The 11,585-nt window shown below is 64.1% G+C and carries 12 protein-coding genes and 1 tRNA gene; 10 read left to right on the top strand and 3 right to left on the bottom strand.

The annotated features are described in order from the left end of the window. On the top strand, window positions 1-1,242 hold a 1,242-nt coding region (locus tag ACLP25_RS20700; RefSeq protein ID WP_442471036.1), incomplete at its 5' end, for a D-arabinono-1,4-lactone oxidase. Window positions 1,243-1,575: 333 nt separating this feature from the next. Here ACLP25_RS20700 and ACLP25_RS20695 read toward each other — a convergent pair. Continuing rightward, window positions 1,576-1,731 (bottom strand): hypothetical protein, encoded by a 156-nt coding sequence (locus ACLP25_RS20695; RefSeq protein ID WP_442471035.1) that lies wholly within the window; start codon window positions 1,729-1,731, stop codon window positions 1,576-1,578. A 392-nt stretch (window positions 1,732-2,123) separates the two neighbouring features. Between ACLP25_RS20695 and ACLP25_RS20690 the strand changes: the two genes are divergently transcribed. Both ACLP25_RS20690 and ACLP25_RS20685 read left to right on the top strand, forming a co-directional pair. Then, window positions 2,124-2,678, top strand: a complete 555-nt coding sequence (locus ACLP25_RS20690) for a DUF4167 domain-containing protein (protein ID WP_442471034.1) — start codon at window positions 2,124-2,126, stop codon at window positions 2,676-2,678. A 580-nt stretch (window positions 2,679-3,258) separates the two neighbouring features. Then, window positions 3,259-3,654 carry a DUF736 family protein gene (locus ACLP25_RS20685; protein WP_442471033.1) on the top strand — a complete coding sequence of 132 codons (396 nt, stop codon included), beginning with the start codon at window positions 3,259-3,261 and terminating at the stop codon, window positions 3,652-3,654. Window positions 3,655-3,840: 186 nt separating this feature from the next. On the opposite strand, the gene ACLP25_RS20680 is transcribed toward ACLP25_RS20685, so the two are convergent. After that, window positions 3,841-3,916, bottom strand: a tRNA-Ala gene (locus ACLP25_RS20680). A gap of 111 nt (window positions 3,917-4,027) precedes the next feature. Between ACLP25_RS20680 and ACLP25_RS20675 the strand changes: the two genes are divergently transcribed. The 6 genes from ACLP25_RS20675 (at window position 4,028) to ACLP25_RS20650 (ending at window position 8,267) form a co-directional block, all read left to right on the top strand. Next, window positions 4,028-4,318 (top strand): YggT family protein, encoded by a 291-nt coding sequence (locus tag ACLP25_RS20675; RefSeq protein ID WP_442471032.1) that lies wholly within the window; start codon window positions 4,028-4,030, stop codon window positions 4,316-4,318. Window positions 4,319-4,327: 9 nt separating this feature from the next. Then, on the top strand, window positions 4,328-5,398 hold the full coding sequence (locus tag ACLP25_RS20670; protein ID WP_442471031.1) for a MaoC family dehydratase: 1,071 nt from the start codon (window positions 4,328-4,330) through the stop codon (window positions 5,396-5,398). Further along, window positions 5,399-5,824 (top strand): isochorismatase family protein, encoded by a 426-nt coding sequence (locus ACLP25_RS20665; protein WP_442471030.1) that lies wholly within the window; start codon window positions 5,399-5,401, stop codon window positions 5,822-5,824. A 65-nt stretch (window positions 5,825-5,889) separates the two neighbouring features. Next, the gene (locus tag ACLP25_RS20660; RefSeq protein ID WP_442471029.1) at window positions 5,890-7,260 is read left to right on the top strand and encodes an MFS transporter; all 1,371 of its coding nucleotides are present in this window, start codon (window positions 5,890-5,892) and stop codon (window positions 7,258-7,260) included. 73 nt (window positions 7,261-7,333) lie between these two features. Continuing rightward, window positions 7,334-7,795, top strand: a complete 462-nt coding sequence (locus ACLP25_RS20655; protein WP_442471028.1) for a hypothetical protein — start codon at window positions 7,334-7,336, stop codon at window positions 7,793-7,795. Between the two features lie 22 nt (window positions 7,796-7,817). Continuing rightward, window positions 7,818-8,267 carry a hypothetical protein gene (locus ACLP25_RS20650; protein WP_442471027.1) on the top strand — a complete coding sequence of 150 codons (450 nt, stop codon included), beginning with the start codon at window positions 7,818-7,820 and terminating at the stop codon, window positions 8,265-8,267. Between the two features lie 48 nt (window positions 8,268-8,315). On the opposite strand, the gene ACLP25_RS20645 is transcribed toward ACLP25_RS20650, so the two are convergent. Continuing rightward, window positions 8,316-10,328 (bottom strand): methylmalonyl-CoA mutase family protein, encoded by a 2,013-nt coding sequence (locus ACLP25_RS20645; RefSeq protein WP_442471026.1) that lies wholly within the window; start codon window positions 10,326-10,328, stop codon window positions 8,316-8,318. A 315-nt stretch (window positions 10,329-10,643) separates the two neighbouring features. Here ACLP25_RS20645 and ccrA point away from each other — a divergent pair. After that, on the top strand, window positions 10,644-11,585 hold a 942-nt coding region (gene ccrA / locus ACLP25_RS20640; protein WP_442471025.1), incomplete at its 3' end, for a crotonyl-CoA carboxylase/reductase.

Raw genomic sequence — 11,585 nt, 5'->3', positions numbered from 1 at the left:
CTCGGGCCGGGCGGGCACTGGCGCAACTGGGTTGGCAACCAATCCTTCATCGCCCGGCACAAGGCAGAGTCCAGGTCGGAAGACGAATTGGCTGCGCTCGTGCGCGAGGCTTCGCGTCAAAATCTTTCCATCCGCGTAGCCGGCTCCGGCCATTCGTTCACACCGATCGTTGCGACCAGCGGCTTGCTCCTAAGCCTGAAGAACATGCAAGGGCTTGTCAGCGCCGACCTCGATCGCAAGCGCGTCGTCGTGCGGGCAGGCACGAGGATCGGCGAAATCGGCCGCGCTCTCAAGGAGATTGGGCTATCGCTTGCCAATCAGGGCGACATCGACACCCAGGCGATCGCCGGCGCCCTGTCGACCGGCACGCATGGCACCGGAATCGGTCTTGGCTGCCTGTCGTCCCAGGCGGTCGGCATGCGGCTGGTTCAGCCGGACGGTTCGGTCTTTGACGTCGACGCCGACCGGGATCCCGAAACGATGGCCGCTGCACAGGTTTCCATCGGCACGCTCGGCGTGATTTCGACGATCACGCTGCAGGCGGTCCCCGCGTACAACCTCAAGGAAAGCCTCTGGCGCGACGATTTCGAGGCCTGCATGGAAAGGCACGACGGCCTGGCGACAAACAATCGCCATTTCAGTTTCTTCTGGTGCCCAGTCGCCGAGTCCCGGCATCTCTACTGCCTGCCCGACGTCGCCGAAGTGTCGGCGGTCAAGCGCGAGCACGACGTCTGCGAGATGAAGGTGATGAACCTCACCCACGAGCCGCCCTACTCGAACGAGAAAACTTTCGAGCGGGTCGCCTACAGTTCGGAAATCTATCCGATCGAATACGTCCCAAACTTTCACGAACTCGAATACGCGATCCCCGTCGAGCGCGGCAAGGAGGCCTTGCGACAAATTCGCGAGCTGACGCTAACCAAGCACACGAATTGCATTTACCCGGTCGAATATCGTTTCGTCGCTGGCGATTCGGGCATGCTGAGCCCCTATTACCAGCGCGCCAGCGTGACGGTCTCCGTCTCCGGCGGCCCGGGGATCGACTATTGGAACTATCTCCTCGACGTCGACGCGATCCTCAGGCAATACGGAGCGCGACCACATTGGGGCAAGCTGCATTTCAATCGCGCAGAAGACATGCCGTCGCTCTATCCGCGCTTTCATGACTTCCAGGCGATCCGCCGCAAAATGGACCCGGCAGGCCGCTTCCTGAACGATCACTTGAGAAATCTGTTCGAGTGACGAACGGTCTCTTGCGCTGACGAGCCGCCGGCGGACGACCGCTCGGAGCAGCCCAAGATTGTCGGACACCCTGGATCTGACCAAAGCGGCCCGCATGGTAGTCGGGTTACGCTTGTTCAATCTCGGTCTCGGTGTTCATGAAGGACCGCGCGCAACGACCGCCTCATGCAATGGACGGCCAGCTACAGCGGAGCGCGCAATGGGCCTGTCCGCCCGAATTGCGACTTCGGATGCCTCTCCGCTGTCGCCGCGCGTGAGCCAAGCGACGACGGAACCATTGGTTGCGAGGATCAGCGTCTCCTACATGGCGTCGATCCGGGCGTCGCTGACGGATCAGCAGGAAGCCGGCCGGGCGATCCAATGGCGCGCAATTCGTCCCATCGGATCCCGGAGCAGAAGGTACGGAATGAAGGCGAGCAGGACCGCAACGATAGCCGCTTCGCCAGGAAAGAATTCGCCGAGAACGGCCGCCCTATAGACGATGTCCATGACGACGCCGAGAATGGCCGACCGTGAGCGCGGCAGCGCCAGATCAATGTCAGCGAGCGCGCCGCCCTTCCTTCGCAGGCTGAAGCGCGACGTTGTTGCCCTTGCATTGAAGGAAGAAAGGGTTATGTAGCTGCAATCGTCGCGATGCCGTCGGAGTCCGGACGGAAGCCCATACTGCTAGCATTTGGGTGGGCGTTAGCGATCTCAAATTGGCGACGTTCAGCGACGCTACTGCTTTCGAAAGCGCAATTGTTCGCCGAAAACCCGATCAGGCGACCGCTTGGCGCGCAAACTTTGGACGAAATCGACAGACCGAATCTGACGCTTCGTCGCACCAGATCTGACACGACACGCTCAGCGCCAGAGTCCGGGCGCTTCATGGAGACTTGACGGTGCGGCGCTGCGACGCCTCGAACGCCGCGCCGACCCGCAAAAGCTCCGACACGCTCCCTGCAGGAGCGGTTGAACCTTCAGGATTTGAAATGTCACTTGGTCAGAAAGACCGAATTCGCGGACGCCAAATAAATCGCGGTCGTGAACCCAACCCCTTGACTCGTTCGTTTGACTCGCACGGCCCCGACGTCAGAATTCGCGGCACGGCGCAGCACGTGGCCGAAAAATACCTTCAATTGGCGCATGACGCTCACACCGGCAACGACGCTATCGCCGCGGAGAACTATCTTCAGCACGCCGAACACTATTTCCGATTGATCGCAACCGCCCAGGCCGCGCAACTCCAAGCCCAGAAGGGCGACGTGCGGGCTACAGGAGAACCTGAACCGGAAGAGTTGGATGACAGCAACGATTTCGGTGGCTTGCCCGATCGATTCGCCTCTCCGGGGAATCGAGAAGCGCGTCAAACCTTCACTGACCAAACGAATGTGGTTGCGCCGGCTGCACCGCGGCCGTTCGGGCAACAGCAGCCCTTGGTTCGGCGTAAGGTTTAGGCGGCTTTGTCATCGTAACCGCCGGTCGTCTGCGTATGGCGCAGATCGCCCATGCCCAGGCGGCCACGCCACTCGGCCGCCCGCCTACGCAAACCATGGATGAGACGTGGGTCGTTGCCGACGGTTCTGGCAACGGCCTCATCGGAAGGGACTGATCTCATGACCGACGACGAACAGCATATCGCCCAGGCGATCGCGCGAGCGTTCGAGACCTTCAGCCTGCGCCTGCAAAGGCCGAGCGATTTTTGACCATGGGCGCCGCCCCTGTCCTTGGAAGGGCCGACGGCAAGCCACGCGTCTCCGATTCCCCTGTCATGGCGCGCGCGGACCGCGGCGTCCTCTTTCGGCTTGATCTGTCCGGAAGCCGGCTGCGCCTCGATCGTCTGGGCCGCAACGCCGGACACCGAACTTTCTTCTCCTGCGCTCACGCGCATTCCTCGCGAGGCAACAAAGTTCTTCGGACGGCGTCCTCCGCTCCGCTGCGGTCCGTTCCAGATGCGGCGCCGATCGCTTCCGGCCTTTCGATCGCCATCGAGGCCGCGGCAGTCGCGGGCTCTTTGAAACAGAATGGAGACTTCAAATGGCCAGCATCGGTTCTTTCAAGAAGGCCGGCAACGAGTTCCAGGGTCAGATCGTCACGCTCAGCGTGCAGGCCAAGACCGTGCGCATCGCGCCCGAAACCAACCGAGCCAACGACAACGCCCGTTCCCACCGCGTGTTCGTCGGCAAGGCCGAGATCAGCGCCGCCTGGTCGAAGCGCTTCGCTGATCTGGTCCCGCAGCCGCAAGGCCAGCGCCGAGTGATCGGCGCCAAGGCCCCGCCCGCGCGAGCCGGGCGGGCGTTTTCGGCATTTGCCCGCGTCGGGCGAGCCCCGTTGGTTCAACGCGCCACAGAGCCGACCGGAGGTCGTGACGCAATGGCGCGACTATGCGGTTACTGTCGTTCATCGGGCCCAAGGCCCGTGCAGTACGAGTAGGGAGCCGGGGACTTCCAGCATGCAGGTTGTCCACGGCGCTGCGCGCGGGCACACGTATTCGTGCGGCATCGACAAAATTTCTTTGGAGTGGGGTACGCAATCGCGGTACGCAGAAGGGTACGCGCTCATTCGAGCCGAAGACATACACTATTGAAATTGCTTGATATTCTACCCTTCAGGTGTTTTTGGTGGAGCTGAGGGGATTCGAACCCCTGACCTCTGCAGTGCGATTGCAGCGCTCTCCCATCTGAGCTACAGCCCCGTCGCGCCGCTCTTTACGTGCGCGCCCTTTCCGTGTCAACGGCGTCGGGGCGGCGGCCTCGCGTTCGAATCTCGCCAATGGGCGGGCGGGCCCGGACCTTCAGGAGAACATATGCGCGCCATTCTCGACATCGTCCTCATCGTCCTGAATTTATACACCTGGGTCGTGATCCTGGGCGCCATCCTCTCCTGGCTGATCGCCTTCGGCGTCGTCAACATCCGCAACGATTTCGTCCGCGCCGCCTGGAATATGTTCCTCGCCCTGACCGAGCCATTCCTGAGGCCGATCCGCAATTTCCTGCCCAACACCGGCGGCATCGATCTGTCGCCCATCGTCCTTCTTCTCGGGGTCATGCTCCTCGAGCGGATCATCGTCTACTACATCTACCCGAATGTGTTCTGAGCCATGACCATGACCCACGCCACCGCATCCAAGACCGCCGCCGGCCGGTTTTTCGAAGATTTTCGCATCGGCGAAACCATCCGGCACGCCACGCCGCGCACCCTCAACGCCGGCGACGCCTCGCTCTACTCGGCGCTCTACGGGACGCGCTTCGCGCTCCAGAGCGCAGACACGTTCGCAAAAGCGATCGGCTACCCAGAAAGCCCGATCGACGACGTGCTCGCCTTTCACGTGGTGTTCGGCAAGACCGTGGCGGACGTGTCGCTCAACGCCGTCGCCAATCTGGGTTACGCCGAATGCCGGTTCGTGAAAGCGGTCTATCCCGGCGACACGCTGACCTCGACGTCCGAGGTGATCGGCCTCAAGGAGAACTCGAACAAGCAAAGCGGCGTCGTCTACGTCCGCTCGCGCGGCTTCAACCAGCATGGGGACACGGTGCTCGACTATGTCCGCTGGGTGATGGTGCGCAAGCGCGACCACCACTCGCCGGCGCCCGACGCGGTTGTGCCGAAGCTCGTGGAGGCGGTCGCCCTGGCCGACCTTGGCTCGGCTTGCCCCGCAATCGAGCGAGCGGCCTACGACGATACGCTCAGCGGCTCGCCGAACCGGTTCGAGGACTATGTCGCCGGCGAGCGGATCGACCATGTCGACGGGATCACCGTCGAGGAGGCCGAGCACATGATCGCCACGCGCCTCTACCAGAACACCGCCAAAGTCCATTTCAACCAGCACAGCGAGGGGCAGGGCCGGTTCGGCCGGCGCCTGATCTACGGCGGGCACGTCATTTCGCTCGCGCGCGCGCTGAGCTTCAACGGCCTCGCCAACGCCTTCCACATCGCCGCGATCAACGGCGGGCGGCACGTCGCGCCGCTGTTCGCGGGCGACACCGTATTCGCCTGGAGCGAAATTCTGGAAACCTCGGTTCTGCCCGGCCGTGACGACGTCGGCGCCCTGCGGGTCCGCACGGTCGCGACCAAGAACCGTCCGTGCACCGACTTTCCTTTGCGCGAGGGCGACGGTTACGAGCCGAACGTCATCCTCGATCTCGACTACTGGGCCCTCGCGCCGCGTCGGCCGTAAATGCGCCTGCCGGCGGACGCGACGCTGATCGTTGTCGGCGCGCCCGACCCGGCCGGCGACGCGACCGTGAGGGCGAAAATCGCGGCCCTGATCGAGGCGTGGCGCCGCGAGGATCTGCCGGCGATCGATGCGCCCGCGTCTGAGGCCGGCGCCTTCGACGACGACCGTCTCGAGGCGCATCTCGAAGATCTCGGCGCAACCACCCTGGTCTTGTGCGGCGAGGAGGGCGCGGTGGACCGCGCCGCACGCGACGCCGCAGCGCTGGGCTTTCACGCCTTCGTCGTTTGCGATGCCTGCTGGCGGAACGGGCGGTCGCCGAGGGTCACGGACCTCGGCCAGGCAGGAATTGTCGTCGAGGCCGCAACGGCGATCGCGGCGGCGGCAGTCGCCAAGACGCGTCAGCGCCGCGGGCGACTGCCGCTATAACACCGACCGCGTTGACATAGCGGCCGCGGCTTGAAACGCTGGCGCAACCCAAGGGAGTGCCGCTATTGGCCGAGTCGGTGACCACGTCCAAGGCTGCGCGTCCAACGCTCAACGCGAAAGGGGTCTTCGCCGCCGTTCTGGGCAACGGATACGAATTCTTCGACTTCACCGTCTATGCGACCTTTCTCGGCCTGATCGGCCAGGCGTTCTTTCCCTCCGACAACGTCTTTGTCAGCGATCTGGCGTCGGCCGCCACGTTCGGGGTCGGGTTCATCGCCCGTCCGCTCGGCGGCGCGGTGCTGGGGGCCTATGGCGATCGCGCCGGACGCAAGCCGGCGATGACCCTGTCGATCGGCCTGATGGCGATCGGCAGCGCCGTCATCGCGGTCACGCCCGGCTACGACGCGATCGGCGCCTGGGCGCCGATCTTCTTGATTCTCGCGCGCCTGCTGCAGGGCTTCGCCGTCGGCGGCGAAGTCGGGCCTGCGACCATGTTCATGCTCGAGGCCGCCCCGCCCGGACGGCGGATGTACTTCGCCAGCTGGCAGCTCGCCAGCCAGAACCTCGGCAGCCTCGCAAGCGGCCTTATTGGCCTCATCCTGGCGCTGTGCTTGACCAAATCGAGCTTCAACGATTGGGGCTGGCGCGTGCCTTTCGCGCTCGGCGTGTTCATCGCGCCGATCGGGGTCTACATCCGCAGCCAGCTGGTCGAGACCCTCGAGACGCCGGAGTCTCATCGGCGCGCCGGCGCCGGCGCGATGGTGGGGAACGTCCTTCGGGACAACTGGCCGGGCCTGCTCCTCGGTCTGGCGCTGGTCAGCGGCGGAACGATCACCCAGTATTTCCTCATCACCATGACGCCCTATGCGGTCCGGACGCTGCATCTACCGGAATCGACTGCGATGCTCGGCACGGTGACGCTGGGAGTGACCGGCGCCATGGGGTCGCTGGCCGGCGGACTGCTCGCCGATCGTTTCGGCGTCCGAGCGGTTGCGATCGTTCCGCGCCTCCTGCTCATGGTTTCCGGTGATGAAGCTTCTGGTCGCCAACCCGAGCGGACCGACGCTGGTCGCGGCGATCACGGTTCTCAGCCTGCTGCATGCGGCGAGCGTGGCCGTCGGCATCATGCTGATCCCGCTGATCTTCCCTCCCCAGGTCCGTTCGACGGGCCTGGCGATCTGCTATTCGCTGGGCGTCGCGATCTTCGGCGGCACCGCGACCTACGTCGTCACCGGGCTCGTTGGCGCGACCGGCAATCCGCTTGCTTCGACCTATTACGTCATGGCCGCGAGCATCGTGATGTTATTCGCCGTGCTGGCGATCCGCAAAGCCGACTACAGCCCCAGGGCCTGGCCGCCGCCGGTCGACAGCGAGGTGTGAACGCGTCGCCGCGCGACTTGACAGATTGTCCCCGTTCACGCGAATCTTGTGTTTGAATTGGCGGGGATTGAGCCGTTATCCGACCGGGACGCGCCCCGCTCGCCAGCGTTTGGAGCGTCGGAACGTCGGATGAGTAAGCCCCCCTCTGATCCCGCCCAGCCGTATCGCGGTTTGATTGCCGGATACACCGACGCCATCCGGGCGAGCGACTTCAAGGCGAACATCGCGATCCTGTTTGTCGCATTCATGATGGGGCCGATTCTATACAACTATCCGAAATTCCCGACCTATTTGCCGATCCCGTTTGTGCTGCTGCCGTTCCTGATCGTCTATGTCTGCCTGTTCATGGTCCTCATCCCGCGCTACCCCAAGCGCGGAGCAAAGAATTTCCTCGTCTCACGGACCGCGACCGCGGACGATTTCGCCAACGTGACCCAGACCGAGGACGAGATCGAGCAGCTGAAGCTGCGCTGCGCGGTCCTCTCCGAGCTTCTGTGGTGGAAGACCCTCTACATCAACATCAGCTTCATGCTGTCGATCGTGTGCATATTTATCACGATCCTGCTGCTGATCTACGTCTGGTACACCTAGGACAAAACCGCGAGCGCTGGAAATGGCGTCAGACCGAAACGCTCAACTCCGAAATCTGATCGCCGGCTACAGCGACTCGATTCGCTTGAGCGACATCAAGGCGAACATCGCGGTGCTTTTCGTCGCGATCATGATGGGCACGGTCATCCAGTACAAAGACGCTTATCCTCACTATCTGACCTTGCCAGTCCTGCTCGCGCCGTTCCTGTTCATTTTCGTGAATCTGCTGATTTCAGTATACCCGCGCTTCCCGCATGTCGGGCGCGACCGTTTTCCCATCCGGCGCAGGATCGACCCCGAGGATTTCGAGTTCCTGGCGGACGCGGACAGGCACTTCGAGATGCTCCCGCAACAGTGCGCCATGTTCTCGCGCATCCTTTGGTGGAAAAACATCACCCTGCAGACGGCCTACGTCACATCGATGCTGACTCTCGTCGTCGCGGGGATCCTCCTGTTCGCCGGGCACGGCTGATGGCGAGCGTCACGCGGCGCCCGCCTCCGAATTCTAAAAAAGGCGCTTTCAGCTGCGAGCGGCCTTAGCGCCCTCGTCGAAGCGCCGCTCGATCTCGGCGACGATCGCGCCGAGCATGGCGTTGATCTCGAAATCCTTGGGCGTATACACTGCCGCCACGCCGGCCGCGCGGAGCCGCTCGGCGTCGGCGGGCGGGATGATGCCGCCGACGATCAGGGGGACGCGCTCGAGTCCGGTTGCGCGCATGAGCGCGATCACCTCCTCGGTGAGCGCGATGTGCGAGCCCGACAGGATCGACAGCCCGACGCAGTGGACGCCCTCCTTGGCCCGCTCGACGATGTCTGCGGGAGTGAGGCGGATGCCGTCGTAGACCGCCTCCATGCCGGCGTCGGTGGCGCGCGCCGCGATCTGCTCGGCGCCGTTGGAATGGCCATCGAGGCCCGGCTTACCCAGCAGAAACTTGATCCGGCGGCCGAGCTTGAGCGAGACGCGCTCGACTTCGCCGCGCAGCGTGTCGAGTCCCGCCGCCGCTTGCCGGGCGCGCGGCGAGACGCCGGTCGGAGCGCGGAACTCGCCGAACTCTGCCCTCAGCGCGTTGCCCCACTCCCCGGTGGTCGCGCCGGCTTTGGCCGCTTCGATCGAGGCCGGCATAATATTGACGCCACTCGCAGCGGCCGCCCGCAGCGTCTTGAGCGCCTCGCGCACCCGGGCTTCGTCGCGCTGAGCCCGCCACGCCTTGAGTCTGGCGACCTGCTCGGCCTCCGCTTCGGCGGAGGGAACCATGATCGAATTCTCGCCGGCTGTCAGCGGCGAAGGCTCGAAATTGGTGAAGGCGTTCACGCCCACCACGATCTGCTCGCCGCGCTCGATCGCCTCGAGGCGGCGGGTGTTGGACTCGACAAGCTTGGCCTTGAGCGCGCCGGTCTCGATCGCCTTCTCGGCGCCGCCCATCGCGTCGATCGCGGCGATTTCGGCAAGCGCCTCGCTCTTGAGCCTGGCGACCAGCGCCGCGATCTCCCTGCTGCCGTCAAAAATGTCGCCGAACTCCAAGAGGTCCGTCTCAAAGGCCATGATCTGCTGGAGACGCAGCGACCATTGCTGGTCGAACGGCCGCGGCAGGCCGAGCGCCTCGTTCCACGCCGGCAGCTGGACGGCGCGGGCGCGCGCGTCCTTCGAGAGCACCACCGATAGCATCTCGATGAGAATCCGGTAGGCGTTGTTCTCCGGTTGCTGCTCGGTGAGGCCGAGCGAGTTGACCTGGACGCCGTAGCGGAAGCGGCGCTTGGCGGGGTCCTTCACGCCGAACCGGTCGCGGGTGATCTCGTCCCACAATTCCACGAACGCCCGCATCTTGGCGAGCTCGGTGACGAAACGCATGCCGGCGTTGACGAAGAATGAGATACTGCCGACCACGTTGGCGAAGCCCTTCTCGTCGACCTCGCCGGACTGGCGGACGCGCTCCAGCACGGCGATGGCGGTCGCAAGCGCGTAGGAGAGCTCCTGGACCGGCGTCGCGCCGGCCTCCTGCAGATGGTAGGAGCAGACGTTCATTGGATTCCACTTCGGCGCCTCGCGAGCGCAGAACAGGATCATGTCCTTGGTCAGCCTGAGCGAAGGATCGGGTGGGAAAACATAGGAGCCGCGCGCCAGATATTCCTTGATGATGTCGTTTTGGGTCGTGCCCTGAAGCTGGGCTCGCGGCGCGCCCTGCTCGTCGGCGACGGCGATGTAGAGGGCCAGCAGCCACGGCGCGGAGGCGTTGATGGTCATCGAAGTGTTCATCGAGGCGATCGGAATCTCCTCGAACAGGGCGCGCATGTCGCCGATATGGGAGATCGCGACGCCGACTTTTCCCACCTCGCCGCGCGCCAGGATGTGGTCGCTGTCGTAACCCGTCTGGGTCGGCAGGTCGAAGGCGATCGAGAGGCCGGTCTGGCCCTTGGCGAGATTCTGGCGATAGAGCTTGTTCGACTCGCGCGCTGTGGAATGCCCGGCATAGGTGCGGAAGATCCAGGGTTTGTCCCGCCGCGCCGTCTGAGCCTGCTCGTCCGTCTCCGCCATCGCCTCACCTCGCGCATCCGCCCGCATGCGCGAGCGGATGCTTCATTGTCCGAGGCGCACGCTTCAAAAAGCCGGGACCGCGTGCGCCCGCATTTTTGTGCGAGGCACAATCGCAGAAAAAGGGGGCTCGCGCCACATTGTCATAGCGAATCGGCGGACCGACGGGCGTCGGCAAATCGTCGCACGTTGGCCGCAGGCGCGACGAAAAGGTGGATTGATTTTCGCCGCCTGAACGGCAATGCTGGATTGTGCGGCGCAATATCGGGGCCGGCCGAGAAGCGTTTCGTCGCCAAAACGCCGAATTTGAGGAAGCCCATGACCATCCGTCCCGCCGATAAGGATCTATCGGCTGAAGCTCCGGTGAAGGATCTTTACGAGATCGGCGAAATCCCTCCGCTCGGGCATGTGCCGAAGTCGATGTACGCTTGGACCATACGTAAGGAACGGCACGGGCCCCCCGAAGAATCCATGAAGATCGAGGTTGTGCCGACTTGGCCGCTCGACAGCCACGACGTCCTCGTTCTGGTGATGGCGGCGGGCGTCAACTACAACGGCGTGTGGGCGGCGCTTGGCGAGCCGGTCTCGGTGCTCGACGTGCACAAGAACCCCTACCACATCGCCGGCTCCGACGCCTCCGGCATCGTCTGGGCGGTCGGGTCGAAGGTCAAGCGATGGAAGGTCGGCGACGAGGTCGTCGTGCACTGCAACCAGGACGACGGTGACGATGAGGAGTGCAATGGCGGCGATCCGATGTTTTCGGCATCGCAGCGCATCTGGGGCTACGAGACTCCCGACGGCTCTTTTGCCCAATTCTGCCGGGTGCAGGATCGCCAACTCATGGCCCGCCCGCAGCACCTGACCTGGGAGGAAAGCGCCTCCTACACGCTCACGCTGGCCACGGCCTATCGGATGCTGTTCGGCCACGAACCGCATCGCCTGCGCCCAGGCGACAATGTCCTCGTCTGGGGCGCTTCGGGCGGTCTCGGCGTGTTCGGCGTCCAGCTCTGCGCCGCTGCCGGCGCCAACGCGATCGGCGTCATTTCGGATGAGAGCAAGCGCGAATACGTGATGTCGCTCGGCGCCAAGGGCGTCATCAACCGGAAGAACTTCAACTGCTGGGGCCAGCTGCCGAAGGTGAATACGCCCGAATACAGCGCCTACATGGCGGAGGCGCGCAAGTTCGGCAAGGCGATCTGGGACGTCACCGGCAAGAAGGACGTCGACGTGGTGTTCGAGCATCCCGGCGAGGCGACGTTC

It is taken from the genome of Roseiarcus sp. (assembly GCF_052145395.1).
Taxonomy (GTDB): domain Bacteria; phylum Pseudomonadota; class Alphaproteobacteria; order Rhizobiales; family Beijerinckiaceae; genus Roseiarcus.
The sequence above is the reverse complement of the archived record's forward strand: the minus strand, read 5'-3'. Positions and strand labels throughout refer to the sequence as shown.

Coding starts and splice junctions, on each gene's coding strand:
- ACLP25_RS20695 (WP_442471035.1), bottom strand. CDS start 1,731: ATGGACATCGTCTATAGGGCGGCCGTTCTCGGCGAATTCTTTCCTGGC.
- ACLP25_RS20685 (WP_442471033.1), top strand. CDS start 3,259: ATGGCCAGCATCGGTTCTTTCAAGAAGGCCGGCAACGAGTTCCAGGGT.
- ACLP25_RS20675 (WP_442471032.1), top strand. CDS start 4,028: ATGCGCGCCATTCTCGACATCGTCCTCATCGTCCTGAATTTATACACC.
- ACLP25_RS20670 (WP_442471031.1), top strand. CDS start 4,328: ATGACCCACGCCACCGCATCCAAGACCGCCGCCGGCCGGTTTTTCGAA.
- ACLP25_RS20665 (WP_442471030.1), top strand. CDS start 5,399: ATGCGCCTGCCGGCGGACGCGACGCTGATCGTTGTCGGCGCGCCCGAC.
- ACLP25_RS20655 (WP_442471028.1), top strand. CDS start 7,334: ATGAGTAAGCCCCCCTCTGATCCCGCCCAGCCGTATCGCGGTTTGATT.
- ACLP25_RS20650 (WP_442471027.1), top strand. CDS start 7,818: ATGGCGTCAGACCGAAACGCTCAACTCCGAAATCTGATCGCCGGCTAC.
- ACLP25_RS20645 (WP_442471026.1), bottom strand. CDS start 10,328: ATGGCGGAGACGGACGAGCAGGCTCAGACGGCGCGGCGGGACAAACCC.